At 64.9% G+C, this 25,341-nt stretch carries 27 protein-coding genes; 17 read left to right on the top strand and 10 right to left on the bottom strand.

Features of this window, described 5'->3' with window-relative positions:
• Positions 1–17 precede the first annotated feature (17 nt).
• Entirely contained in the window at positions 18–1,547 is a 1,530-nt protein-coding gene (gene atpA, locus BES08_RS05285) for a F0F1 ATP synthase subunit alpha (protein ID WP_008830031.1), read from the bottom strand.
• Positions 1,548–1,560: 13 nt separating this feature from the next.
• Positions 1,561–2,115 carry a F0F1 ATP synthase subunit delta gene (locus BES08_RS05280; RefSeq protein ID WP_008830032.1) on the bottom strand — a complete coding sequence of 185 codons (555 nt, stop codon included), beginning with the start codon at positions 2,113–2,115 and terminating at the stop codon, positions 1,561–1,563.
• A gap of 669 nt (positions 2,116–2,784) precedes the next feature.
• Between BES08_RS05280 and BES08_RS05275 the strand changes: the two genes are divergently transcribed.
• A complete protein-coding gene (locus BES08_RS05275; protein ID WP_008830033.1) occupies positions 2,785–3,687 on the top strand; it encodes a CPBP family intramembrane glutamic endopeptidase in 903 nt (300 codons plus the stop codon).
• Here the strand turns inward: BES08_RS05275 and BES08_RS05270 are convergent.
• A complete protein-coding gene (locus BES08_RS05270) occupies positions 3,672–5,837 on the bottom strand; it encodes a primosomal protein N' (RefSeq protein ID WP_008830034.1) in 2,166 nt (721 codons plus the stop codon). The genes BES08_RS05275 and BES08_RS05270 overlap by 16 nt on opposite strands.
• 122 nt (positions 5,838–5,959) lie before the next feature.
• Between BES08_RS05270 and BES08_RS05265 the strand changes: the two genes are divergently transcribed.
• The 9 genes from BES08_RS05265 to BES08_RS05225 all read left to right on the top strand — a co-directional run bounded on the left by BES08_RS05265 (position 5,960) and on the right by BES08_RS05225 (position 16,562).
• Positions 5,960–6,583 (top strand): DUF4197 domain-containing protein, encoded by a 624-nt coding sequence (locus BES08_RS05265; protein WP_008830035.1) that lies wholly within the window; start codon positions 5,960–5,962, stop codon positions 6,581–6,583.
• Between the two features lie 236 nt (positions 6,584–6,819).
• Positions 6,820–7,470 (top strand): fructose-6-phosphate aldolase, encoded by a 651-nt coding sequence (fsa, locus tag BES08_RS05260; protein WP_008830036.1) that lies wholly within the window; start codon positions 6,820–6,822, stop codon positions 7,468–7,470.
• 173 nt (positions 7,471–7,643) lie between these two features.
• Positions 7,644–9,458: a cobaltochelatase subunit CobT gene (gene cobT / locus BES08_RS05255; RefSeq protein ID WP_008830037.1), complete on the top strand. Its 1,815-nt coding sequence runs from the start codon at positions 7,644–7,646 to the stop codon at positions 9,456–9,458.
• Positions 9,459–9,747: 289 nt separating this feature from the next.
• The gene (locus tag BES08_RS05250; protein ID WP_008830038.1) at positions 9,748–10,356 is read left to right on the top strand and encodes a hypothetical protein; all 609 of its coding nucleotides are present in this window, start codon (positions 9,748–9,750) and stop codon (positions 10,354–10,356) included.
• A 1-nt stretch (position 10,357) separates the two neighbouring features.
• Positions 10,358–11,554 (top strand): M48 family metallopeptidase, encoded by a 1,197-nt coding sequence (locus BES08_RS05245; RefSeq protein ID WP_008830039.1) that lies wholly within the window; start codon positions 10,358–10,360, stop codon positions 11,552–11,554.
• 12 nt (positions 11,555–11,566) lie between these two features.
• Positions 11,567–12,154, top strand: coding sequence for a hypothetical protein (locus BES08_RS05240; RefSeq protein ID WP_008830040.1), 588 nt, complete (start codon positions 11,567–11,569; stop codon positions 12,152–12,154).
• Between the two features lie 86 nt (positions 12,155–12,240).
• Complete coding sequence (cysS, locus tag BES08_RS05235; RefSeq protein WP_008830041.1) at positions 12,241–13,704, top strand: cysteine--tRNA ligase; 1,464 nt, start codon at positions 12,241–12,243, stop codon at positions 13,702–13,704.
• A gap of 105 nt (positions 13,705–13,809) precedes the next feature.
• Positions 13,810–14,748 carry a D-2-hydroxyacid dehydrogenase gene (locus BES08_RS05230; protein ID WP_008830042.1) on the top strand — a complete coding sequence of 313 codons (939 nt, stop codon included), beginning with the start codon at positions 13,810–13,812 and terminating at the stop codon, positions 14,746–14,748.
• A 140-nt stretch (positions 14,749–14,888) separates the two neighbouring features.
• Positions 14,889–16,562, top strand: a complete 1,674-nt coding sequence (locus BES08_RS05225) for an acetolactate synthase large subunit (protein ID WP_008830043.1) — start codon at positions 14,889–14,891, stop codon at positions 16,560–16,562.
• A 148-nt stretch (positions 16,563–16,710) separates the two neighbouring features.
• On the opposite strand, the gene BES08_RS05220 is transcribed toward BES08_RS05225, so the two are convergent.
• Positions 16,711–17,079, bottom strand: a complete 369-nt coding sequence (locus BES08_RS05220) for a hypothetical protein (RefSeq protein WP_008829415.1) — start codon at positions 17,077–17,079, stop codon at positions 16,711–16,713.
• The gene (locus BES08_RS05215) at positions 17,069–17,269 is read right to left on the bottom strand and encodes a hypothetical protein (protein ID WP_008829416.1); all 201 of its coding nucleotides are present in this window, start codon (positions 17,267–17,269) and stop codon (positions 17,069–17,071) included. The genes BES08_RS05220 and BES08_RS05215 overlap by 11 nt, the downstream gene beginning before the upstream one ends.
• Positions 17,270–17,370: 101 nt before the next feature.
• Here BES08_RS05215 and BES08_RS05210 point away from each other — a divergent pair, with 101 nt between their 5' ends.
• Together BES08_RS05210 and BES08_RS05205 are read left to right on the top strand one after the other, a co-directional pair.
• Positions 17,371–18,021 (top strand): S24 family peptidase, encoded by a 651-nt coding sequence (locus tag BES08_RS05210; protein WP_008829417.1) that lies wholly within the window; start codon positions 17,371–17,373, stop codon positions 18,019–18,021.
• A 166-nt stretch (positions 18,022–18,187) separates the two neighbouring features.
• The gene (locus BES08_RS05205) at positions 18,188–18,868 is read left to right on the top strand and encodes an MBL fold metallo-hydrolase (RefSeq protein ID WP_036524398.1); all 681 of its coding nucleotides are present in this window, start codon (positions 18,188–18,190) and stop codon (positions 18,866–18,868) included.
• Here the strand turns inward: BES08_RS05205 and BES08_RS05200 are convergent.
• A complete protein-coding gene (locus BES08_RS05200) occupies positions 18,865–19,257 on the bottom strand; it encodes an MAPEG family protein (protein WP_008829419.1) in 393 nt (130 codons plus the stop codon). The two genes, BES08_RS05205 and BES08_RS05200, sit on opposite strands and share 4 nt — an antisense overlap.
• Positions 19,258–19,418: 161 nt before the next feature.
• Between BES08_RS05200 and rpmF the strand changes: the two genes are divergently transcribed.
• The 5 genes from rpmF to BES08_RS05175 all read left to right on the top strand — a co-directional run bounded on the left by rpmF (position 19,419) and on the right by BES08_RS05175 (position 22,544).
• Positions 19,419–19,598, top strand: a complete 180-nt coding sequence (rpmF, locus tag BES08_RS05195; protein ID WP_008829420.1) for a 50S ribosomal protein L32 — start codon at positions 19,419–19,421, stop codon at positions 19,596–19,598.
• 36 nt (positions 19,599–19,634) lie between these two features.
• The gene (plsX, locus tag BES08_RS05190) at positions 19,635–20,708 is read left to right on the top strand and encodes a phosphate acyltransferase PlsX (protein ID WP_008829421.1); all 1,074 of its coding nucleotides are present in this window, start codon (positions 19,635–19,637) and stop codon (positions 20,706–20,708) included.
• Entirely contained in the window at positions 20,708–21,679 is a 972-nt protein-coding gene (locus BES08_RS05185; protein WP_008829422.1) for a beta-ketoacyl-ACP synthase III, read from the top strand. Before plsX ends, BES08_RS05185 begins: the two co-directional genes overlap by 1 nt.
• Positions 21,680–21,787: 108 nt before the next feature.
• Positions 21,788–22,084 (top strand): integration host factor subunit alpha, encoded by a 297-nt coding sequence (locus BES08_RS05180; RefSeq protein WP_008829423.1) that lies wholly within the window; start codon positions 21,788–21,790, stop codon positions 22,082–22,084.
• Positions 22,085–22,112: 28 nt separating this feature from the next.
• Complete coding sequence (locus tag BES08_RS05175) at positions 22,113–22,544, top strand: MerR family transcriptional regulator (protein WP_008829424.1); 432 nt, start codon at positions 22,113–22,115, stop codon at positions 22,542–22,544.
• Positions 22,545–22,548: 4 nt separating this feature from the next.
• Here the strand turns inward: BES08_RS05175 and BES08_RS05170 are convergent, their stop codons facing one another.
• The 4 genes from BES08_RS05170 to BES08_RS05155 are packed head-to-tail and all read right to left on the bottom strand — an operon-like array spanning position 22,549 to position 25,315.
• Complete coding sequence (locus BES08_RS05170; protein WP_008829425.1) at positions 22,549–23,325, bottom strand: hydrolase 1, exosortase A system-associated; 777 nt, start codon at positions 23,323–23,325, stop codon at positions 22,549–22,551.
• Positions 23,322–23,999: an alpha/beta hydrolase family protein gene (locus tag BES08_RS05165; protein ID WP_008829426.1), complete on the bottom strand. Its 678-nt coding sequence runs from the start codon at positions 23,997–23,999 to the stop codon at positions 23,322–23,324. The genes BES08_RS05170 and BES08_RS05165 overlap by 4 nt, the downstream gene beginning before the upstream one ends.
• The gene (locus BES08_RS05160) at positions 23,999–24,259 is read right to left on the bottom strand and encodes a phosphopantetheine-binding protein (protein WP_008829427.1); all 261 of its coding nucleotides are present in this window, start codon (positions 24,257–24,259) and stop codon (positions 23,999–24,001) included. Before BES08_RS05160 ends, BES08_RS05165 begins: the two co-directional genes overlap by 1 nt.
• Before the next feature lie 36 nt (positions 24,260–24,295).
• The gene (locus tag BES08_RS05155; RefSeq protein WP_008829428.1) at positions 24,296–25,315 is read right to left on the bottom strand and encodes a GNAT family N-acetyltransferase; all 1,020 of its coding nucleotides are present in this window, start codon (positions 25,313–25,315) and stop codon (positions 24,296–24,298) included.
• Positions 25,316–25,341: the final 26 nt, after the last annotated feature.

The following is a 25,341-nucleotide window of genomic DNA, read 5'->3' as shown; positions in this document are numbered from 1 at the left end:
CGGGATGACGGTTTAACTTAAGCGAACTGCTTGGCGAAGGCGTCGAGCGCGGCCTTGGTCTTGCTCTTGGCTTCGTCGCCGAAGTCCTTGGTCGAGCGGATCAGCGCCAGCACATCGGCATGTTCCGAGTGCATGTAGCTGAGCATCTCGGCCTCGTACTCGGTGACCTTCGAGACCGGCAGGGCGTCGAGGTAGCCGTTGGTGCCGGCGAAGATCGACACGGTCTGCTCTTCGAAGGCGAGCGGCGAGAACTGCTTCTGCTTGAGCAGTTCGGTCAGGCGCGCACCGCGGTTGAGCAGCTTCTGGGTCGAGGCGTCGAGGTCCGAACCGAACTGGGCGAATGCCGCCATTTCGCGGTACTGCGCCAGTTCCAGCTTGATCGAACCGGCGACCTTCTTCATCGCCTTGGTCTGGGCTGCACCACCGACGCGCGACACCGACAGACCCACGTTGATGGCCGGACGGATGCCCTGGTAGAACAGGCCGGTTTCAAGGAAGATCTGGCCGTCGGTGATCGAGATCACATTGGTCGGGATGTAGGCCGAAACGTCGCCAGCCTGCGTCTCGATGACGGGAAGGGCGGTCAGCGAACCGGCACCGTTCTCGTCGTTGAGCTTGGCTGCGCGCTCCAGCAGGCGGCTATGGAGGTAGAACACGTCGCCGGGGTAGGCTTCGCGGCCCGGCGGGCGACGCAGAAGGAGCGACATCTGGCGGTAGGCGACGGCCTGCTTGGAAAGGTCGTCGTACACGATGACGGCGTGCATGCCGTTGTCGCGGAAGAATTCGCCCATCGCGGCGCCGGTGTAGGGCGCGAGGTACTGCAGCGGAGCCGGCTCCGAAGCGGTCGCGGCGACGACGATGGAGTATTCCATCGCGCCGTTCTCTTCGAGCTGACGCACGATCTGCGCGACGGTCGAGCGCTTCTGGCCGACGGCGACGTAGATGCAGTAGAGCTTCTTGCCCTCGTCGTCGCCCTGGTTCGCTTCCTTCTGGTTGATGAAGGTGTCGATGGCGACGGCGGTCTTGCCGGTCTGGCGGTCACCGATGATCAGCTCGCGCTGGCCACGGCCGACGGGAACGAGAGCGTCGATCGCCTTCAGGCCGGTCTGCACGGGCTCGTGCACCGACTTGCGCGGGATGATGCCCGGAGCCTTCGATTCGACGCGGGCGCGCTTGTCGGCAATGATCGGGCCCTTGCCGTCGATCGGGTTGCCGAGCGCGTCGACCACGCGGCCGAGCAGGCCCTTGCCGACGGGAACGTCGACGATGGTGCCGGTACGCTTGACGCTGTCGCCTTCCTTGATCTCGGCGTCCGAGCCGAAGATCACGACGCCGACGTTGTCGGCTTCGAGGTTGAGGGCCATGCCCTGCACGCCGTTCGAGAATTCGACCATCTCGCCGGCCTGGCAGTTGTCGAGGCCGTGGATGCGGGCGATGCCGTCACCGACCGACAGAACCGAACCGACTTCCGAAACCTGGGCTTCGGTGCCGAAGCTGGCGATCTGGTCCTTGATGACCTTCGAGATTTCTGCTGCGCGGATATCCATTGTTCTGCCTTTCTTAGCCCTTCATGGCCTGGGCGAGCGAATTGAGACGGGTGCGGATCGAGCTGTCGATGCGCTTGGAACCGATGGTGACGACGAGGCCGCCGAGCAGTTCCGGATCGACGCTGGTCTTGATCTTGACCTTGCGACCCTCACGCACTTCCAGCTTCTGGCGAAGCTGTTCGACCTGTTCGTCGGAAAGCGCGTGGGCGGATGCGACTTCGGCCGTCGCTTCGCCGCGCTGGGCGGCGGCGATGCTGGCGAAGGCGCGGATGATCTCGGGCAGGGCCGACAGGCGGCGATTGCCTGCCAGAACGCCGAGGAAGTTCTTCGTGAGCGGCGATGTGCCGAGCACGCCCGCGACCGCTTCGATCGCCTTGGCGGCGGCATCGCGGCTGATCTGCGGATTGCGAATCAGCGCGGCAAGCTCGTCGCTCTCGCGCAGGGCCTGGCCGAGGTTGTCGAGGTCGTTCTCAACGGCCGAAACCGAGCCGTTCTCGCTCGCGAGATCGAACAACGCCGAAGCGTAGCGTCCCTGCAAGCTGGCCTTGATGCCTCCGGAATTCTCCACGCCTGTCCTATCCTTACATCGCAGGTGGGTTCGGGTCGGGGACGCAACAACAGCGCGTGCTCCCCCAGCCCGCTGACGGGGCGCGCATAGCGACGATACCGTTACAACGCAAGGTGCCCCTTTGACCCTGGGGACAAAGGACAGGTAAGCCGTTTAAAAGCAAGTGGCGGGAAGCCTCCTTGCGATGCAGTGTGCAATGTCGGGCACGAATTCGCTACGGAGTATTCCGACGACCCATCGAATCGAGGGTCTGGCCCGGCCCGTGCCGCCAGTTGTATTACGGCCGACAGCCGGAGAACTTGGGCGAAAGGATGCCTCGGTGCATGGCCGTTGATGCCGATCGGTGCTTCTTTGCAGCGTTACTCTGGACGATGCAGACGGCGCAGCGATGCTGGCCATTATGCGATGGCTCGAGCTGAGGCGCCGTCCTTTCGCGGCGAACCGCCGATGCGATATGTCGTTCGACCGCATCGCGCAGTGCGGACCCGTTGGCGGAATGTCGCGCGTCGCCGCAGGGTGGACACTTTGCCATGTTATCCGGTTCACCAGCTGCGCGGATGAAATGGGAAGTTCCAATTGCCGGGCAGCGAAAGGGCACCGACTTTCGGCTTCCGCTCGACAGTCATCGAAACTTCCGCTTCAAGCCTCGGTGCAGGAGCGGGGGCCCGTATGACAAACGCTATCGATGAAGCAGGACAGGAACGCGGCAAACGGGGGCCGTTTCGCCGCTTTCTTGCGCATCCACTAGTGCTTCTGCCGATCGGCGTGGTTCTGGTCGCTCTTGGCGCGATCCTGCCGGGCATCGCCATCAATGCGCTTCATATCGATCGTTCCTCGCCGCTGCGGGCGCTCTCGGGCTTGCTTGTCGGGATTTGCGGACTGCTGGCTTATCATGCCTTCCAGCGCTGGATCGTGCGGGAGCCGCGCGACGGCGTCCGGCCCGGGCGCGCCGGAGGAGAACTGGTAGCGGGCGTGCTGGGCGGTGTGATCCTGTTCAGCCTTGTCGTGGGAGCGGTCGCGCTGCTTGGAGGGCTTTCGATCGTCGGGTTGCGAGGCACGGGCGACTTGTGGGTCTGGTTCGGGATCGCATTCTATAGCGGTATGGTGGAGGAGGCCGTGTTCCGCGGCGTCATCCAGCGCCAGCTCGAGGCAGTTTTCGGAACATGGGCGGCGTTGGCGGTGACGTCCGCGTTCTTCGGATTCGCCCACCTCATGAATCCCGGTGCCAGCTTGTTTGCCGCCTTCGCCATCGCCTGCGAGGCGGGGATTCTGCTGGGTGCGGCCTATCTTGTAACACGGCGGCTGTGGGCGCCGATCGGGCTGCACATGGGCTGGAACTTCACGCAGGGGTGGATCTGGTCGATCCCCGTTTCCGGGGGAGGGACGCCGCGCGGGCTGGTGGAGACGCGCCTCAGCGGGCCTGAACTGCTGACCGGCGGGGCGTTCGGGCTCGAAGCCTCGGGCGTGGCGCTGGTGGTGGCGACGATCGCAGGCGTCGCCCTGCTGAGATACGCCTACCGCAAGGGGGAGTTCATGCCGCCGCGCTGGAAGCAGGGTCAGACGAACGAATAGGGATCGATGTCGATGTTCACGCGCACCCCGCGCGGGAACTCGAGCGGATCGAGCCATTCGCGCAAGGTTTTCTGCAGTTCCGCCGAGCGGCGCGCGTTGATCAGCAGGCGGAAGCGATGGCGGCCACGCAGCAGGGAGAGCGGCGCGGGGGCAGGGCCGAGCACCAGCATGTCCGGCAGGTTCGGCGCTGTCCCGCCGATCGCGCGGGCGGCGGATAGCGCCTCGGCCTGATCCTCCGAACTGACGATGATCGCGGCCCAACGCCCGAAGGGCGGCGCCCCGGCGTCGCGGCGGGCTTCGGTCTCGGCGGCATAGAAGGCGTCGCGGTCGCCGTTGGCCAGGGCGGCGATGACGGCGGCTTCGGGGTGGCGGGTCTGGATGAGAACTTCGCCAGGCTTTTCGCCGCGACCGGCGCGGCCGGCTACCTGGGCGATCTGCTGGTAAGTCCTTTCACCGGCTCGCAAATCTCCGCCTTCGAGGCCGAGGTCGGCGTCGACCACGCCCACCAGCGTCAGGTCGGGGAAGTGGTAGCCCTTGGTCACCAGCTGGGTGCCGATGATGACGTCGATCGCCTTGTTTTCCGCCATCGCCACGAATTCGCCGATCGCGGTAGGCGTGTTCATGGTGTCCGATGTAACCAGCGCGGTGCGCGCTTCGGGCAGGATTTCCGCCACTTCGTCGGCGATGCGCTCCACCCCGGGGCCGCAGGCGACGAGGCAGTCGCCGGTGCCGCAGTCGGGGCAGGCTTCCGGCACGGGTGTCTCATGGCCGCAATGGTGGCAGGTTAACCTCTTGGAAAACCTGTGTTCTACCAGCCATGCCGTGCAGTTGGGGCACTGGAAGCGGTAGCCGCAGTTGCGGCACAGGGTCAGCGGCGCATAGCCCCGTCGGTTGAGGAACAGCAGAGACTGCTCGCCCTTGGCCAGCCGGTCCTTCATCGCCTCCACCAGCCTCGGTGCGATCCAGCGGCCGCGTTCGGGGGCCTCTTCGCGCAGGTCGAGGATGTTGATCGCGGGCAATGTCGCGCCGCCGAAGCGCGAGGGCAGGTCAATCTTGCGATAGACCCCGGCTTCGGCCAGTTGCATCGATTCCAGCGCCGGGGTGGCGCTGGCTAGAACTATCGGAATTCCTTCGAATTTCGCGCGCATCACGGCCACGTCACGGGCGTTGTAGCGCACCCCGTCGTCCTGCTTGAACGAGATTTCGTGCGCCTCGTCGACCACGATCAGGCCCAGATTCGCGTAAGGCAGGAATAGCGCGCTACGGGCACCCACGATGACCTTCGCGGCACCTAACGATACCGCACGCCACGCCCGGCGCCTTTCGCTGGACTTCAAGGACGAATGCCACAGCACCGGCGGCACCCCAAAACGATGCTCGAAGCGGCGCAGGAAATTTTCCGTCAGCGCGATCTCGGGGAGCAGCACCAGCACTTGCCGCTCCATGCGTATCGCTTCGGCGACAGCCTCGAAGTAGCACTCGGTCTTGCCCGAGCCGGTGACGCCGTCGAGCAGGAAGGGGGCGAACTTCTTTGCCTTCACCGCCTCGACGAAAATGTCGGCGGCGTGCTGCTGGATGTCGTTGAGCTTCGGCTCGGCGAATTCCGGGCGGGCAGGGGGATAGGGCCGGTCGAGATCGACCGTCACCGCCTCCAGCAGTCCCGCGCCGACCATGCCGCGCAGCACGCCCTCCGATACGCTGGCGAGTTCTGCCAGTTCTCGGATCGCGCCCTGCTCCCCCTGCAGCGCATCGAGCGCTGCGGCGCGCTGGGGCGTAAGGCGGGCGGGCTCCTCGCCGGTCAGGCGGTATTCGGTGGTCGTGCCGCCGCCGCGCAGCGCCGACATGCTGCCCAGCGTCATGCGCGCCACTGACGACAGCGGGGCGCAGTAGTAATCGGCGGTCCATTCGATCAGCCGCCGCAACCGCTCCGACAGCGGCGGCGCGGGCATCACACCGAGCAAAGGTCTCAGTTTGCTTTCAGGCACTTCCTGCGCGTTCAGGCGTTCCGGTTCCCAGACGATGCCCAGCACCTGTCGCGGACCAAGGGGGGCGATGACGATCGATCCGAATTCGATCGTCATTCCCTCCGGCACGCGATAGTCGAGGACGCCCAGCGCGGCGTTGAAGACGAGGAGTCGGACACGTTGCATCTGCGTTCATATAGGCGCGGGCAAACGGGGTCGTGAAGGAGTACGCGCAGATGAATGGGGGATCGAGCATGCAGGCAGTGGGACGACGGGCAGTTTTGGCCGGATTTCTGGCTACGGGCGTCATGGCACTACCAGGCTGCACCACGATCGGGCGGCCCAGCTACACCGATATCATCGAGAACCTGCTGATGCTTTCCAGCCAACGCGCCTTCGCGCGGCTGACGCAGCCCGACGGTTTCTGGGACAGCCAGGTCGCCCGCATCAACATGCCGGTGCTGTTCGGCCGTCCGGGGTCGGTGGCTCAGAAGGTGTTCCGCTCGCCGCTGTTCAAGGAAAAGCTCCAGCGCGAACTGAACCGCATCGCCGAGGACGGCGCGCGCGTCGCGGCGCCGATCGTCTACGATGCGGTGCGCTCGCTGACGGTGACCGACGCGCTGGCTCTGCTGCGGGGCGGCGATACTTCGGCGACGACGTTCCTGCGCCAGTCGATGGGCTCCGGCCTCGTCAATGCGATGATCCCGGAACTCGACCGGGTGATGCGCATGGCCGAGGATCCGATCCTCAATACCGCCGTCAATGCGCTGACCGGCGTGAACATGGCGGACGCGGCGCATGCCCTGGCGCTCGAGGCGGACAATGCGATCTGGTACGAGATCGGCGCGCAGGAAGCGGATATCCGCGCGCATCCCGAAAGCACCAATGACGGCGCGCTGATCGCGGCGTTGAAGCTGGCCAAGGGCATTTAATCGATAAACCCCCGTCATCCCAGCGAAAGCTGGGACCGCTGGCCGAGCCAAGCCCAACCCTCGGCGGGGCTGGGTTCGAACGCGCGTTGGCCGTAACAGGCCAGCGGTCCCAGCTTTCGCTGGGATGACGCCGGTTGTGCGCGCATGCCAACACGGGTGGCACCCCGGCGCGGCATTGCCTATAGGGGCGCGCAGAATCGCCGCCCCCATCGCGGCGCCGCAGGGATACGCACGCCATGAAGTTCTTCGCCGACACCGCCGAAATCGCCGACATCAAGGAACTGGCCGACACCGGCCTGCTCGACGGCGTGACCACCAACCCCTCGCTGATCGCCAAGTCGGGCCGTGATTTCATGGAAGTCACCGCCGAGATCTGCAAGCTGACCACCGGCCCCGTCAGCGCCGAAGTCGTCGCGCTCGACCACGCGGGCATGATGCGCGAGGCCGAAATCCTCCGCAAGATCGCCGACAATGTCTGCATCAAGGTGCCGCTTACCATCGACGGCCTCAAGACCTGCAAGGCGCTGACCGGCGAAGGCACCATGGTCAACGTGACGCTGTGCTTCTCGGCCAACCAGGCGCTGCTCGCCGCCAAGGCCGGCGCGACCTTCGTGTCGCCTTTCGTCGGCCGTCACGACGACAACGGCTTCGACGGCATGGCGCTCATCAGCGACATCCGCCTGATCTACGACAACTACAACTTCGCGACCGAGATCCTCGTCGCCTCGGTGCGCCACGGCGTTCACGTTCTGGAAGCCGCGCGCATCGGCGCCGACGTGATGACTGCGCCGCCGTCGGTCATCAAGGGCCTGTTCAAGCACGTCCTGACCGAAAAGGGCATCGAAGGCTTCCTCGCCGACTGGGCGAAGACCGGGCAGTCGATCTGATCTGACGGGGCGGGGCCTGCCCACCCCGTCCGGCCAGGCCCTGCGGGCCACGCTTCCCGGCCCTCCCGCATGCGGGAGGGGGCAGGGGTGGGCTTCAGCCTCACGCCTCAAACCACCCCCTCTCACATCGCCCATTTGAGCCAGCCGCGCCAATGCGCTAGGCACCTCGGGCAATGTCCGACGAATCCCCAACCGATCGCTTCAAGTCCGTCCTCACCGGAGCCTCGCGCGCCATCGCGCAGGAGGCGGAGGTCGAAGTGAACTGGACCGCCGATGCGCCCAGTTCCACCGGCAACACCTTCCGCGTGCCGATGCCCGGCCGCAGCCTGCCGCGCGCCGCCGCGATGCAGGCGCGCGGCTTCGCCGACAGCTTCGCGCTCAAGCTGCGGCATCACGACGACAGGCTGCACATGCGCAATGCCCCCGCCGAGCCGACCGCGCGCGCCGCGTTCGATGCGGTGGAGACGGTGCGCTACGAGGCGCTGGGCGCCAATGCCTACGACGGCATGCGCGACAATCTCGATGCCGCGCTGCTGACGCGCATCACGTCCGATCCCATCAGCCGCGCCGACACGCCGGACGCGGTGCCGGTCCCCGCAGCCCTTGCGCTGCTGCTGCGCGAGCGCCTGACCGGTCAGGAAATCCCCGAGATCGCGCGCCCCGGCGTCGAAATGGTCCGCAAGTGGATCGAGCGCAAGGCCGGCACCGACTTCGATGCCCTGGCGAATTCGCTGCACGACCAGAAGGCGTTCCAGAGCCTGTCGCTCGACATGCTGCAGCACCTTGAACTCACCCGCGCGGAGGAAGTGCCGCAGGAACCCACCGACATGGAAGACATGGACGGCGAGGAAGAGACCGAGGAGCAGGAGGAAGGCGGCGAAGAGGGGCAGGACCAGAATCCCGCCGAAATGGCCGCCGAACCCTCGCAGGGCGACGACGAGGGCGAGAGCGAGGCCGAAGGCGAAACCTCCGACGACATGGAGGAGGGCGAAGACGGCCAGGAAGGCGAGGAGGGCATGCTCCCCGTTCGCCCGAACCGTCCATGGACGGACATCCCGGATAGCTTCGACTACAAGGTCTTCACCGAAGCCTTCGACGAAGTCGTCGGCGCCTCCGATCTCTGCGACGAGGAGGAACTGACCCGCCTGCGCGCCTATCTCGATGCGCAGCTCAAGGGCCTGCAGGGCGTGGTGACGCGCCTTGCCAACCGCCTGCAGCGCCGCCTGATGGCGCAGCAGAACCGCTCGTGGGACTTCGACCAGGAAGAGGGCCTGCTCGATGCCGCGCGTCTGGCGCGCGTGGTCGTCTCGCCGGGGCAGTCGCTGTCCTACAAGATCGAGCGCGACGTGGAGTTCAAGGACACCGTCGTCACCCTGCTGCTCGACAATTCCGGCTCGATGCGCGGCCGCCCCATATCGATCGCGGCGATCAGCGCGGACGTGCTGGCACGTACCCTGGAGCGTTGCGGCGTGAAGGTGGAGATCCTCGGCTTCACCACCCGCGCGTGGAAGGGCGGGCAGAGCCGCGAAAGCTGGCTGGCGAACGGCAAGCCCGCGCACCCCGGCCGCCTCAACGACTTGCGCCACATCGTCTACAAGAAGGCCGACGAACCCTGGCGCCGCGCCAAGAAGAACCTCGGCCTGATGATGCGCGAGGGGCTTCTCAAGGAGAACATCGACGGCGAGGCGCTGCTCTGGGCGCACAACCGCATGCTGGCGCGTCAGGAGGACCGCCGCATCCTGATGGTCATCTCCGACGGCGCGCCGGTGGACGATTCGACCCTCTCGGTGAACTCGGCGGGCTATCTGGAAGCGCACCTGCGCCGCGTGATCGAATGGATCGAGAGCAAGTCCCCGGTCCAGCTGGTGGCGATCGGCATCGGTCACGACGTGACCCGCTACTACCGCCGCGCCGTGACGATCATGGATGCCGAGCAACTCGGCGGCACGATGATCGAGCAGCTCGCGGGGCTGTTCGAGGAGGAGTGATGCCTGCCGTCCTGACCGTTCAGGGCCAATCTAGCTGGGAGATTTACGAGCCTCCTACCTAAAAAGTCTTACAGGTCGGGCATTGCTTCGAAAATTTCTGTTGCTCCCTCGTAAAGATCGCGCAATTTCAGCGTGAAACGGGGGAATCATAATGATGTATGTGCGACATTTCGTGCGTGCGCTCTTGGCGGGCGTACTAGTTCTGTGTTCTGCGCAAGTCGTTGCTCAGGAAAAGACTGGGAATAAGCCCGGTTTCTCGCTCAAGCCGGGGACCGTGCGGATTGTTCTGATGCGACCCACAATCCGCGTCGGAGAACAGTCCACGGGCGGCATGAACGAACCGAACGCCGACTGGACGGCGCAAGCGCGGGAAAATCTGGGCACGGCGCTCAAGGATGCGCAGGGTCAACTCGGTAATGTCGTCGTCGATTACGACGAGGGCACAAGCAGCGACGGCAGCGTGGTCGGGCAGTACGAGAACCTGTTCGGCACCGTGGCGGATTCGGTGATCGAGTTCCAGTTCTTCCCCGGCAACAGGCTTCCAACCAAGAAGCGCAAGGACACCTTCGAATGGGGCGTCGGCCCCGGCATCGCCGAGATCAGCTCGCTCAAGAATGCCGACTATGCCTTGTTCATCAATACGTACGATTCGTATGGATCAGCGGGCCGCAAGGCACTGCAGATATTCAGCGCGATGGCTGGTGTCAGCGTGACGTCCGGCGTCCATTGGGGCCATGCCGGCCTGGTGGACCTTAAGACCGGTGAATTGGTCTGGCTGAATGCCGACCGCCAGATGGGCGGTGATGTGCGCACGCCCGAAGGCGCGATCAAGCGCGTTACCCAGTTGTTGGAGGGCTTTCCCGGGCGGATGGCCGGCGTGCCGGTAGCGGTGAAGTGAGATGGGCCGCCTGACGGTTGCGTTCGGCGCGGCCGTGGCGGGAGTTCTGCTTGCAGGAACTGCCCCGCCGCCGCCAGCAACGACCCCTTTCTCGACCACGCTTCCGCCTTACGTCCAGGCCTATGAACCCACGACCGTCGATGAACGCGGACTGTGGATGGAGGCTGATGAGCAGGAACGCACGCTGCGCGATTCCGCACTCGTCATGCACGAGGACGACCTCAACCGCTACGTGAAGGGTGTGCTGTGCAAGGCCGTGGGCCAGGAACGCTGCCGCAGCGTCCGGGTCTATGTCCTCGAAGTTCCGCAGTTCAACGCCTCGATGTCGCCAAACGGCACGATGCGGGTGTGGAGCGGCTTGCTGCTCAGGGTGCAGAATGAAGCGGAACTGGCGGCCATTCTCGGCCACGAATTCGCGCATTTCGAGCTGCGCCACGGGCTGCGCGCGTTCAAGCAGGCACGCAGTTCCACCGATGTCGCGGCATGGGTGGGGCTTCTCGGCGCGGCGGCGGGGGTAAGCCCGGCGGCGCTGCAGATGAGCGTGATCGGCGGTATCTACCGCTTCAGCCGCGATCAGGAAGCCGCCGCCGACATGCTCAGCCTCGGCTACATGGCGAATTCGCCATATCCCAATGCCGCCGCCGCCGACGTGTGGCGTTACGTGATGGGAGAGGACGACGCCCGCTCGATTTCGCGCGGCTTGAAGCCGAAGCAGGCGTATTCGTCGGGGTTCTTCGATACCCATCCGGCTTCGCTGGCCCGCGCGACTTACCTGCAAGAGGAAGCCATGCGCCAACCGCATCCGGGTGACTATGGCGCCAAGGCCTACCGGGATGCGATGCGCCCGTACCTCGCTCGTTTTCTGGCCGCGCAGGTCAAGGCGAACGACTTCGGCGGCAGTGAATACCTGCTCCAGAAGATGTCGGGGGTCGAAGGCTGGACGGGTGATCTGCTGTTTGCACGCGGCCAGCTGTACAGATCGCGGGGCAACCCGCGCGACCTTGCCACCGCCTCGCAATTCTTCCGCGAGGCGATCACCCAGGGCTACGCCGAACCGGTCGTCTATCGCGAACTGGGTCTCTCGCTCATGCGCAACGGAGAACAGGCCGACGGCCGCACCGCCCTTCAGGAATACCTCACACGCAGTCCGGATGCCTCCGACCGCGGCATGATCAATGCTTTGGTCGCCACCAAATAGGATTTTGCAAAGATGAAGAAGGTACTTTTGGTTCTGCTTGCCGCGCTGGCGATGCAAGCTCCTGCGGTCCACGCCAATTCGCTGATCGCGGCAGGCCCGACCGCCAAGATCGCCAAGTCGTCGATCGCGTCCTCTCCGGACGGCGAGTGGAACAAGCTGAGCTTCAGCGGCGGACCGAATGTCGAAGTCTGGACGCGCGACGGCGACAACCTCAACAAGGTCTCGTTCTTCGGCGGCGTGGCTGCCGGCATGCCCATCTATCGGGAAGCCAACAAGAAGAAAGCGCCGCTCCCGAAGGTTGATGGTGCCATGCTTTTGCCCGACATTCCTCTGCTGCTCGAATCCACCTATCGCGCGCGGTTCCAGGTCAACCGCATGGCGATCGACAGTCAGGACGTGACGACGGCAGGTGGAAGGCAGGCAATTCGCTTCACGTATTCGTACGTTCGCGACGAGGATGGCGTGGAGCGCAAGGGCGAGGCCATCGGTACGATGGTCGACAAGAAGCTCTACCTTGTCACCTACGAGGCGCCTTCGATCTATTACTTCGGCAAGGATCTGGAGGCGTACCACAAGATCGTGGACTCGCTGAAGTTCTGACCCTGCGGTATGGGGGCGGCGCCTTGCGCTGCTCCTATACCTGCCATCGGCTTGACTGCCGCGCCGGGCTGCCTATTCGGCAAGGCATGACCGACGCATCCCAGCTGACGCTGTTCAACAGCCTGACCCGCAAGCTCGAAATGTTCGAGCCCGTCCACCCGGGCGAGGCGCGCGTCTATACTTGCGGGCCGACGGTCTACAACTACCCACACATCGGCAACATGCGCGCCTATGTCTTCGCGGACATTCTGGGTCGGACGTTGAGCCACAAGGGTTACAAGCTCACCCACGTCATCAACATCACCGACGTCGGCCACCTGACCGACGATGCCGATGCGGGCGAGGACAAGATGGAGAAGATGGCGCGCACGCAGTCCCAGTCCATCTGGGACATCGCGGAGCATTACACGCAGGCCTATTGGGCCGACATCAAGGCGCTGGGCATCCGCCAGCCGGCGAAGTGGTCGATCGCCACGGACTACGTGCCGCAGATGATCGCATTCGCCGAGAAGATCGCGCCAATCCATTGTTATGAATTGGAAAGCGGCCTCTATTTCGACGTCTCCACCGTCGCCGATTACGGCCGCCTCGCCCGCGCCGTCACCGAGGAGGGCGAGGGCCGCATCGAGGCCGTCGAGGGCAAGCGCAACGCCGCCGACTTCGCGATCTGGCGCAAGACGCCCAAGGGCGAGAAGCGGCAAATGGAATGGGATTCGCCCTGGGGCAAAGGCGCGCCGGGCTGGCATCTCGAATGCTCGGTGATGAGCGGCGACCTGCTCGGGTTTCCGTTCGACATTCACACCGGTGGCATCGACCACCGCGAGATCCACCACCCCAACGAGATCGCCCAGAACCAGGCGTTCTGCTGCAACCCCGGAGACTCCTGCGGTCTCGACGTGCCCGCAAATTCCGGCGCCAAGGTGTGGATGCACAACAATTTTCTTGTCGAGCGCTCAGGCAAGATGAGCAAGTCGTCAGGCGAATTCCTGCGGCTGCAATTGCTGATCGACAAGGGCTACCACCCGCTCGGCTACCGCATGATGTGCCTGCAGGCGCATTACCGCAGCGAGCTGGAATTCAGCTGGGAAGGTCTCGCGGCCGCACTGGTGCGTCTCAAGCGCATGATCATCGTCGCCGAGCGTCTTGCCGACGTGGAAGCGGGCGAACCATCGCATCCCAAGCTCGCGCCGATGCTCGAAACTTTCGAGAAGGCGATCGGCGAAGACCTCAATACCGCGATCGCGCTGACCGCGCTGGAAGAGGTGTTGGCCGCGAAGAAGGTCGATCCCGCCGCCAAGCGCGCCGTGGTCGAGGCAATGGACGCGGTGCTCGGGCTCGACCTGTTCGGCACCGCGCGCGCCGATCTGCGCCTGCGTCCCAAGACGGCGGCAATTACCGAGGCGGAGATCGAGGACGTGCTCGCCGCCCGCAAGCAGGCGCGTGCCGACAAGGACTTCGCGACGTCCGACGCCCTGCGTGACGAACTTGCCGCCAAGGGTGTCGAGGCGATGGACGGCGATCCGCTCGGCTGGGAATGGAAGCTGGCCTGATTGTTGCCATGAACGCAAGGGCGGATGCCGAACCCGCCCTTGTCTTCCCGCGCGGATGCTCCGAGGCTGGCAAGCTATTGTAGTTGCCCGGATTAGGAGTGCCCCATGACCGCCGCGCTGATCAATGCCAACTCGCGCCCATGGCTGGAGGGCAAGCTGCCCGAAGGCGTCGAGCCGCTGTGGTTCGAGGATGCCGACCAACTCATGGCGCTGGCACCTCGCGCCGAAGTGGCATGGCTGGATATGATCGCACCGCCCAAGGCCCGCGAGGCATTGCCCCTGATGACCGGGCTCAAGTGGTATTGCGCCATGTCCTCGGGCGTGGACTGGCTGCCGCTCGACCTTTTCCGGGAGCGCGGCGTCGCGCTGACCAATGGCGCGGGAATCCATGCGCAGAGCGTATCCGAATATGCGCTCATGGGCATGCTGACGATGGCCAAGGGCTGGCGCGAGGTCGTGCGGGCGCAGGATCGCCACGAATGGCTGCCCGATTCGCCGGGCAAGCGCGAGTTGCTGGACAGCGAAGTGCTGGTGATCGGCGCGGGCGAGATCGGCGCGAAGATCGCCGGGATGCTGTGTGTATTCGGCGCCAAAGTCACCGCCGCGCGCCGCACGCCGGGTGAAGGCGAACTCGGGCAGGACGAATGGCAGGGCGCGCTCGGGCGGTTCGACTGGGTGATCCTGATCGTCCCCTCGACGCCGCAGACGACCGGCATGTTCGGCGCGGAGCAGTTCGCGGCGATGAAGCCGGGCGCGGTCCTGCTCAATTTCGCGCGCGGTACGGTGATTGACCAGCACGCGCTGCTCGCCGCGATCGATTCGGGGCATCTGGGTGGGGCGTTCCTCGACGTGACTACGCCCGAGCCGCTGCCCTCGGACCATCCGCTGTGGTCGCGCGAGAACGTGCATATCTCCATGCACTTGTCCGGCCGCGCGCAGGATGCATTGTTCGCGCGCGGCTCGGCGCGGTTTCTCGGTAACCTCGGGCGCTATTTACGCGGAGAGCCGCTGGCGCATCAGGTCGATCTCGCGCAGGGTTACTAGCTCTGCTTGCCCCCGCCTGATATTTTCTACGGCGAGGCTGATTAATTCATCAGGGACGGTCCTGAACAGAATCGCGTATCAGCCTCGATCAAGACGGCCGGGCATCAGGGACCGGCGGCAGGAAGAGGGAAAGCTGGATCATGGCCGAGAGCGACAAGCGCAAGGCGTCGGACCTGTTCATCGAATGTCTCGAGCAGGAAGGTGTCGAGTATATCTTCGGCGTGCCGGGCGAGGAAAACCTCGATTTTCTGGATTCGCTGTCGCGTTCGAAGCAGATCAAGCTGATCCTGACGCGTCACGAACAGGGCGCGGGGTTCATGGCCGCCACTTACGGGCGCCACACGGGCAAGGCTGGTGTCTGCCTCTCGACGCTGGGGCCGGGGGCGACGAATTTCGTCACCGCTGCCGCTTATGCGACGCTCGGCGGCATGCCGATGCTGATGATCACCGGCCAGAAGCCGATCAAGAAGTCGAAGCAGGGCCGCTTCCAGATCCTCGACGTCGTCTCGATGATGCAGCCCATCACCAAGTATGCGCACCAGATGGCGTCCTCGGACAATATTCCGAGCCGCGTGCGCGAGGCGTTCCGCATCGCCGAGGAAGAAAAGCCCGGCGCGGCGCATATCGAACTGCCTGAGGACATCGCCGACGAGCACACCGATTCGCGCCCCGTTCCGCGCTCGATCGTGCGGCGCCCGACGGCGGACGTGAAATCGATCGTCCAGGCCGTCGATGCCCTGCAGACGGCGAAGCGTCCCGTTCTCGTGATCGGCGCAGGCGCGAACCGCAAGATGACCAGCAAGATGTTGAGCGAGTTCGTCGAGAAGACCGGCATTCCGTTCCTCACCACCCAACTCGGCAAGGGCGTGATCGACGAGCGCCATCCCAAGTTCCTGGGCTGCGCTGCGCTGTCCTCGGGCGATTTCGTGCACCGCGCGATCGAGGACGCCGACTGCATCGTCAACATCGGCCACGACGTGATCGAGAAGCCGCCGTTCTTCATGCACAACGACGGCACCCGCGATGACCGCACGGTGATCCACATCTCGACCAAAACGGCCGAGGTGGATCCGGTCTACTTCCCGCACATCGAGGTGATCGGCGACATCGCCAACGCCATGTGGCAGATCAAGGAGGCGATCACGCCTTCGCCCAAGTGGAACTTCGATTCAATGCTGCGCTTCCGCGCCGCCGAGGTCGAGCACACCGCGAAGCTGGCGGCGGACGAGCGATTCCCGATCTTCCCGCCCCATGCCGTGCAGCAGGTGCGCGACGCGCTGCCCGACGATGCGATCGTCTGCCTCGACAATGGCGTCTACAAGCTGTGGTTCGCGCGCGGCTATTGCGCGATGAAGCCCAACACGGTGCTGCTCGACAACGCGCTGGCGACGATGGGGGCAGGGCTGCCCTCGGCGATGGCGAGCGCGATGGTCTATCCCGAGCGCAAGGTCTTCGCGGTCTGCGGCGACGGCGGGTTCATGATGAACAGCCAGGAGATGGAGACGGCGGTGCGCCTCGGTCTCAACCTGACGGTGCTGATCCTGAACGACAATGCCTATGGCATGATCCGCTGGAAGCAGGCCAACATGGGCTTTGCGGACTTCGGGCTGAACTATGGCAACCCGGACTTCGTGCAGTATGCGCAGAGCTACGGCGCCAACGGCTACCGGGTTGAGAGCGCCGCGCACCTCAAGGAACTGCTCGCGCACTGCCGCGATACGCCGGGCGTGCATCTGATCGACTGCCCGGTCGATTATTCCGAGAACGATCGCATCCTGAATACCGAGATCAAGGAACTCTCGCGCGCGCTCTGAAGGCGCTCATCCTCCCTGTCGCGTAGCGATGGGGAGGTGGCAGTCGCGCAGCGACTGACGGAGGGGGCTTTGAGCGCGCTACCCCTCCACCACCGACTGCGTCGGCGGTCCCCCTCCCCATTGCTGCGCAACGGGGAGGAGTGCGGTCTCAGCAGTCCACCAGCACCAGCACTTCGATGTGCACGGTCATGCGCGGCGGGTCCTGCCGGTGCTCGACCGACGTTAACGCCGCGTCGGCCACGAGATGGCGCGGGACGGTGAATTCGTGGTCGGGCAGGGCAGCGATGAATGCCTCTCCCTTAACCACCGCTTCGGCGCCTTCGAAGGCCACCGCGATCGTGTGGCGGGCACCGGAGAACGTGGCGCTTGCCCAGTCGCGCTCGGCATGGCTCAGCAGTTCGGCTTCGGAACCGGCGAGGCCCAGCACCTCGGACAGCAGCCGCAGCCACGGACCGCGTGCCGGGGCCTTTGCGGGCACGAAAGCCTGGCGCATTTCTCGAACGAGTTCAGACTGCATGGCGGTTCTCCCCGGCGCCGGTAAGGTAGGTCTGCATGAACCGCTCGACTCGCGCGGCGGTATCGCCACGGGGCACCCGGCCGTTGCGCAGATCCGCGACGAAGCGCGGGTCCTGCGCGGCAAGGCGGCCGAATTTGGTCCACGGCATGTCGGTCTGGCGTAGGAAGCGCTCGATGTCGCGCAGGAGCATCCGGTCTGGTCCTTTCATGTAGGAATTCGCTTGATGTTTCTATTTTGTTCCGTTCTAAATCCTACATGTCTAGGAAATTTCCTACGGATACGGATTACAAAATGGTAAGCGACCCGACCCGTCTGCGCCTGCTGGAACTGGCCGAGAAGCGGCGCGTGAGTTTGTCCAAACTCTCGGCCATGCTCGGCAAGAATCCTACATATCTGCAGCAATTCATCCGCAAGGGCAGCCCGCGCAAGCTGGAGGAGCATGATCGGGGGATGCTCGCACGGTTCTTCGGAGTGAACGAGGCGGAACTGGGGCAATCGAAGGAAATTTCCTACGCCGTTTCGGAGCAATCACGCCGACGCAGCTGGATCGACGTCCCGCGCCTGGCGGTAGGGGCCTCGGCGGGGCCGGGGGCGACGGCCGAAGGAGAGCAGGTGGTGGACACCATCCGCTTCTCCGGGCGCTGGCTGCGGTCGATGGGGCTACAGCCGGAAAACCTCTCCACCATCGTGGTGAGCGGCGATTCGATGGAGCCGACGCTGCGTGACGGCGATGAAATCCTCGTCGACCGGACCTTGCGTGCCTTGCGCGACGGTATTCACGTCGTTCGGCTGGGGGACAGCCTGCTGGTGAAGCGCATCGACGTCTCGCGGCCGGGGCTGGTCGTTCTGATCAGCGACAACCCGGCCTATCCGCCGGTCGAATGCGGCGCCCGCGACGTCGAGGTGATCGGCAGGGTGGTCTGGAAGGGCGGGCGCATCTAGAGTTTGTTCTGTTGAAGCGGCACCGGCCCACGCCCCCACCCGACCTCCCACTAGTGTATCCTTGATGGGAGGTCGGGTGGGGGCGTGGGCCGGTGCCGAATCCGCCTGAAGCGGACAAACTTCAGCCCGGTTGCATTCGCGGCGCTCTGCGGCCATTTCCAAGGGCATGACGCAAGGCACCGAACAACAGATGCGCGTGGGGATCATTCCCGTCACGCCCCTCCAGCAGAACTGCTCGCTCCTGTGGTGTACGGCCACGATGAAGGGCGCGCTGGTCGATCCCGGCGGTGACCTGCACAAGCTGAAGCAGGCACTGGAGAAGACCGGGGTGACGCTGGAGAAGATCCTCGTTACCCACGGCCACCTCGACCACTGCGGGCAGGCCGGCGTGCTGGCCAAGGAGCTTGGCGTGCCGATCGAGGGGCCGCAGGAGGAAGACCGCTTCTGGATCGCGCAGCTCGACGACGACGGGCCGCGCTGGAACATGGAAGCACATACCTTCGAGCCCGACCGCTGGCTGGAGGATGGCGACAAGGTCACCGTGGGCGAACTGGAACTCGACGTCGTTCATTGTCCGGGGCACACGCCCGGCCACGTCATCTTCCATCACGAGCCCAGCAAGTTCGCCATGGTCGGCGACGTATTGTTCCAGAACGGCATCGGCCGCTGGGACTTCCCGCGCGGCAATCTCGACGATTTGCTGCACTCGATCACGCAGAAGCTCTGGCCGCTCGGGGACGACGTTACTTTCGTCCCCGGCCACGGCCCGGTGAGCACTTTCGGACAGGAGCGTCTGACGAATCCCTACGTCAGCGACGAGGCGATCAAACGCGGGCTACCGGTCTAGAATCGCCCCGTCGCGATCAGCACGGCCATCAGTGCGAGTCCCAGCAACGTCAGCACCGAGACGATGAAGCCGGCCGCGCGCAGGGGAGATTTCTCAGCCTTGTCCATCCCGATCCCGTGGGCGATGCGCGCCAGCAGATAGAGTGCGCCGACGATCGCAAGCCATTGCCCGGCCTTGCCGGAAAGCTCGATAGCGGCGACCAGCATCAGCACGAACGGCGCGCTCTCGCCGTAGTTGGCCTGGGCGCGCATTCGGCGCAGAAGCACGGGATTCTCGCCGTCTCCGTGCCACACCTTCGCCGCCATGCGCGCCTTGCCGGTACGCACCGCCAGCCAGAAGGCGACGACGGCTGCTGCGGCGGACATGCTGAGGGTGGTCTGCAGAATCATATAGGCGTACTCCCGATTGGTGACGGCTTGATGGTGGAGGGAGTAACGGGTTGCAACTCGCGTGAAATGGGTTATAGGCGCGCCTTCGCAAGCCGCCGTGTCCCTACCCGGTCACCGGCGGCCTTTTTGACAGACACGTATTTGCAGGAACAGGTGCCGAAATGGCTGTCCCTAAAAGAAAGACTTCGCCCTCCCGCCGGGGCATGCGCCGCAGCCATGACGCGCTGAAGGTTGAAGCATTCCACGAATGCGGCAACTGCGGCGAACTGAAGCGCCCGCACAACCTGTGCAATTCTTGCGGCCACTACAACGGTCGTGAAATCGTCGCGGTCGAAGTCTAAGACTTAGATCCTACGACGTATTTCGGAGAAAGCCCCATGAGTTTGCCGCGTATCGCTATCGATGCGATGGGCGGCGACGAGGGCGTGCGCGTCATGATTGAAGGCGCCGCGCTTGCGCGCCGCCGTCATGACCGTTTCAAGTTCCTGCTCGTCGGTGATGAGGTGCGGATCAAGGCCGCGCTCGAAAATCATCCGAACTTGCGGGCCAGCTCTGAAATCCTGCACACCGATGGCGTGATCAGCGGTGAGGACAAGCCCAGTCAGGCGCTTCGCCGGGCCAAGGGCACGTCCATGGGGCGCGCGATCGAAGCGGTGAAGCTCGGCCATGCCGGGGCTGCCGTCAGCGGCGGCAATACCGGCGCGCTGATGGCGATCTCCAAGCTGACCTTGCGCACGATGCCCGGCATCGATCGTCCTGCACTGGCGGCCCTGCTGCCGACGCTGGGCGACAACGACGTCATCATGCTCGACCTCGGTGCCAATACCGAGTGCGACAGCCGCAACCTGGTCCAGTTCGCGATCATGGGCGCGGCCTATTCGCGCGTGGCCACTGGCCGCGCCGAACCGCGTGTGCGTCTGCTCAACATCGGCACCGAAGAAACCAAGGGCACCGAGGAACTGCGCGATGCAGCCGCTGTGCTCAAGGGCGCGGCCGAAAACCTTGCGATGTCCTTCGACGGCTTCACCGAGGCGGACAAGATCTGCCGCGGCGACGTCGATGTGGTCGTGACCGACGGTTTTACCGGCAACGTCGCCCTAAAAGCGGTGGAAGGCACGGCCCGCTTCGTCGCGGACCTGCTGCGCCGCGGCTTCAGCAGTTCGCTGCGCTCCAAGATCGGGTTCCTGATCTCGAAGCCGGCGACCGACCTGCTCAAGCACCACCTCGATCCCAACAATCACAATGGCGCGGTCTTCCTTGGCCTCAACGGCATTGTCGTGAAGAGCCACGGCAGCGCCAATGCTGCAGGCGTGGCCAATGCCGTGGCGGTCACCGCCCGACTCCTGGAGGAAAACGTGACCGAGCGTATCTCTGCCGACCTGGCCCGTCTGGGAGGGTCGACCTGGCGCATGCCTAAGGGGCTGACCGGCGTACAGGAAGAGCGCGCCTGATGATTCGTTCGGTACTGATCGGAACCGGCTCCGCGCTCCCGCGCAATGCCGTCAGCAACGCCGAACTGGCGGAGCGGGTCGATACCAGCGACGAATGGATCGTCGAACGTACCGGCATCTCCAACCGCCACATCGCCGAAGCCGACGAGACGACCTCCAGCCTCGCCACCGAAGCGGGGCGCAAGGCGATCGAGGCTGCGGGCATCGATGCCGAATCGATCGACCTGATCGTGCTGGCGACCGCCACGCCCGACCAGACGTTCCCCGCCAGCGCCACGATCGTCCAGAGCCGGCTCGGTTGCCGTGCCGGTGGAATCGCCTTCGACGTTGCTGCGGTGTGCTCGGGCTTTCTCTATGCCGTCGGCGTTGCCGATTCGATGCTGCGCACCGGCATGGCCAGGCGCGCGCTCGTCATCGGGGCCGAGACTTTCAGCCGCATTCTCGACTGGGAAGACCGCACGACTTGCGTGCTCTTCGGCGATGGCGCGGGCGCCGTCGTGCTGGAGGCACAGGAACAGGTGGGTGAAACTCCCCGGGGAATCCTCGCGACCCGGCTTCACGCCGATGGCGCGCACAACCAGTTGCTCTTCGTCGATGGCGGTCCGTCGACCACGGGGACGGTCGGCAAGCTGCGCATGAAAGGCCGTGAGGTCTTCCGCCACGCCGTCGTCAATCTTGCGGAAGTCCTGCGTGAAGTCATTGAAGAGGCTGGTCTTTCCACCTCTGACATCGACTGGCTGGTGCCGCATCAGGCCAATGCGCGGATCCTCGATGCGACGGCGAAGAAGCTCAGCCTGCCGCCCGAAAAGGTGGTCATGACGGTCGGCCAGCACGCCAATACCTCGGCTGCGTCGGTTCCGCTCGCACTCGACGTGGCAGTGCGCGACGGTCGCATCAAGCAGGGCGATCTGGTCATGCTGGAGGCCATGGGTGGCGGTTTTACGTGGGGTGCGAGCCTAATTCGCATCTGACGGGGGACAGTACCGCTCCGGTTGCGTTCAATATTGGACGCACCGTTGATTTCTTCCCTGTTTCTAATATTATCCGTCGCATCGGCGCACTATGGGGATGCGGGATTGATGCGCGCTACGGATACTTTGACCAGGGCCGAGATTGCCGAAGCGATTCATCGCAAGCTGGGCATATCCCGTGCCGAGTCGCTTGCCATGGTGGAAGCGATCCTGCAGCACATGACGACGGCCCTCAGCGATGGCGAGAACGTCAAGATCTCGGGCTTCGGCACTTTCCTGCTGCGCGACAAGGGCGAACGGATCGGCCGCAACCCCAAGACCGGCGTGGAAGTGCCGATCACGCCTCGGCGCGTCATGACCTTTCGTGCCAGCCAGATGCTGAAGGACCGTATCGCCACCGATTGACGGAAAATTCCGTCGGGAAAAGGCAGGTATGGACGTTTCAGGACTCGGCGCGCCCGCAGAGGTGACGCTTTTCGACGAATCCCCGCTATTCGATGACGGGAAAGAGCCGCAGGCGCTGCGAACCATAGGCGAGGTTGCGAAAGCGCTCGCCATTCGTCCGCACGTCCTGCGCTACTGGGAAGAGCAGTTTGCTTCCCTTCAGCCGATCAAGCGCAGCGGAAATCGGCGGTATTATCGTCCGGAAGACGTGGCGCTGATCCGCGACATCGATCGACTCGTCCATCGCGAGGGGTACACTTTGCGCGGTGCCGCCAAGGCGATTGCCGAAAAGTCGCCTTTCGAGGTGAAAGGTAACCCGTCGCTGGCAGTGGTGAAGCCGGAAGGAGTGCCGACGGGCGATTGGTACGGCAGACTTTCCGCGATTCGCGAAGGTCTTGCCGAGGCGCTTGCACGGGCCTGAGCGCTCAGGTTCGCAGCATTTCCAGGACCTGGCCAAGCAGCCAGTCCTGCGCATCCGCTTCGACGTAGCTGTGGCTGGCCCCGGGGCAAGTTCGTATGCGCCCGTCAGCCTTGTCCCATCGCGAGAGAAAGGCGAGGCCGGTGCGGTCGCGCCCGGCGATCAGGAAGCGGACGGGGCCTGTAAAATCCGCGATCCCTTGCGATATTTCAGCGGCAAGGCCGGTCGGCGCAGCAGGCGTGGGCCGCGCGGCGGAAGCCAGGCTGCGGGCCAGTTTGATCAGCGAAACCTTGCCCGTCAGCAGGCGACCGATCGCTGCCGGGTCGGCAAGGCGCCGCCGGTAGTGATCGCGGACCACTTCGGCGGGCGCGTCCTCTTCGTCGGTCTCGATGGTCCAGGGATTGGAGAGGGCCAGACCGTCCAGCCCCGCGCCGCGAGCGAGCATGAGCGCGCTGGCGGCATCGCAGTTACCTAGGCCGATGACGCGCCGTACCTGCGGAGCCCGGGTGCGAAGGGCCTCCAGCGCGGCGGCAATGTCGACAGCGCTCGCCCGAAATCCTCGGTTCTCGCCCTCACTGTCGCCCACACCCCGGCGGTCGAAGCGCAGGACCGGAAATCCGTGCGCAGCGATCCGCGCGGCAAAGTGAGCCTGACCGTTCCATGCCCCTGCACGGATCTCGTTGCCGCCCGACACCAGCAGAAGCGCGGTCGCACCCGCAGCATCGTCAAGCGTGGCAACGAGCCGGTCCCCGGCGCAGTCGAATGTGAAGTGCCGCCGCGTCACCGCCCGATTGCCCTTGCAAGGATGGCAGAGAGGGCATCGGCTTGATCCGGGCTTTCGTCCGGCTCCGCACGAAGCCACAGGCCGCCGCCGCCGCCGAGGTCTTCCTGAGCGATGGCGGTCGCGGTCTCGTTCGCGACCATCGATTCGAAGTGACGGTAGAAATCGGCTCCAAGTTCGTATCCGGCAAGCGTGATACCGTGCTCCAGAGCCGCCTCTGAAAGGGTCTCGCGGTTCTCTTCCCGGCCGGCCTCTCGCGAGGACAGGATGCGCGCCCGCATCATCTGACGCAGAATCGCGGACGCCTTTGCCGGAGCGTAGTGCAGCGCGGGGAGGTGCCGGGGTGTGAACAGGCAGCCGCCGCGAATTCCCAGCGCGTGCGTGGCCCCGAAATGGTGCGCGGCGGCGGTCACGGCATCCAGCCAGTCGGCAGGCTCCTGCACATGGAGCGGTTGCAGGCTTTCGTTGCAGCCTGGCAGGTCGAGCAGGACGCTGTCGATCCCTGTCGCATCCAGTCGCCGCATGACGTCCACGGTGAAGCGCCGCAGCTTGTTGGCTTCGTCAAACAGGGCAGGGACGATCAGCAGGCGGCGTTCGCGTCCCGCATCACGGGACAGCGCGAATTCCTCGCTGGTTCCGCCGCCGGGGAGCGGGCAGGGCCAGCGTGCGGGAACCATCAGGAGCCGCGCTTCGCCTCTACGAAGGTGAGTAGCGCGCCGTAGGTTTCCAGCATCTCGCCTTCGATCTCGTCATCCTCGATGATGATGTCGAGGCGGTCTTCCAACTCGGTCAGGAGACCGGCGACGGCCATCGAATCGAGTTCGGGAAGATGCCCGAACAGCCCCGTGTCGGCATCGAACGTATCGGCCTGACCCGGCTTCAGCCCGAGCACATCCGTCAGTATCCGGCGCAGCAGCAGGTCGTTTTGGTCTGGCATGGCCCCTCGGCAATCTGTCATTCTTGACGGCGCCCTCTAGCCGCGCTTCGCACTTGCGGCAAGTGATCGCAGGCCGATCCTGCCAAGAGCAGGCCAGTTGCGGGGATTCCAGGGGCGGAACATGTCGAGCCGGAAGCGTGGGCGCTGCGTGTCCATCCAATCCTGCTTGTAGGGATCGTCGCCGGTGCCGAAGTCGACAAGCTCCACGCGGTCGATCTCGATGACGTGGCGCATCAGTGCGGCGGTCAGCACCGAGCCGGGGGACAGCGGCTTCGCGGCCTCGCGATGGGCGAGCTTGTGGATGAAGGCAGTGCCGCCCTCCACCGTCCACATCTGGGCAGCGATGGCGGGGCTGTCAGGATTGTCGGCGGAATGGGCGAGGGCAAGGCGCAGGCGGCCCGCTGCGCCTTCCGCTTCGGCAAAGGCGCGCAGGAAGGCGGGTGAGCCTTCCTCGGGCTTCCAGCTTTCGGCGTAGATCGCCTCGTACTGGCTCCAGGCTTCGGCGTCGAACCGGGTCAGGATGCGGGCCACGACCTTGCCGGTCTTGCGCTTCAGCGTCGTGCGCAGCTTTCCCGGGCGGGTCGCGAGGTAGTCCTCGAAGCCGCGCCCTGCGACCGGCAATATGCGGTTGGTGTCGCAGACTTCGCGCCGGACGAGCCATCCCGCCGCGCCGAAAGCGGCGGCGAGCGTCGAAGCCGTCTGATCTTCATCGGGAAGTCCGTGCAGCGTCACGCGATGAGAGCGCCGCGCGAGGTCTCGGGCGAGGTCGCGAAGCGGCGCGTCTCCGTCGAGAATGGGACGGAACCGGAAGGTGTACCAGTTGCTCAGGGCGGACAAGTGCCCCGAACTCGCGGAAAGCGGAAGGACCGCCGTGCCCCGGGAAGACCGCGCCACCGCGATCAGAGGCGCCATGCCGCAATGCTCGGCAAGACCCTGCCACCATGCGAGGCGGTCGAAGGGCGCGCGTTGCTCCGCGTCGGAGAGCAGCCGTGCAAGCGCCTCATCCGATTGCACTTCCTTAAGATCGGAGTGATAGTCGATCTGCAAACTTGCCACGTACCCTCGCGGAGCCTCCTCTTCTC

Origin of the sequence: Novosphingobium resinovorum (assembly GCF_001742225.1) — a bacterium.
GTDB lineage: Bacteria > Pseudomonadota > Alphaproteobacteria > Sphingomonadales > Sphingomonadaceae > Novosphingobium > Novosphingobium resinovorum_A.
Note: the sequence above shows the minus strand (reverse complement) of the source record. Positions and strands in the feature narration are given on the sequence as shown.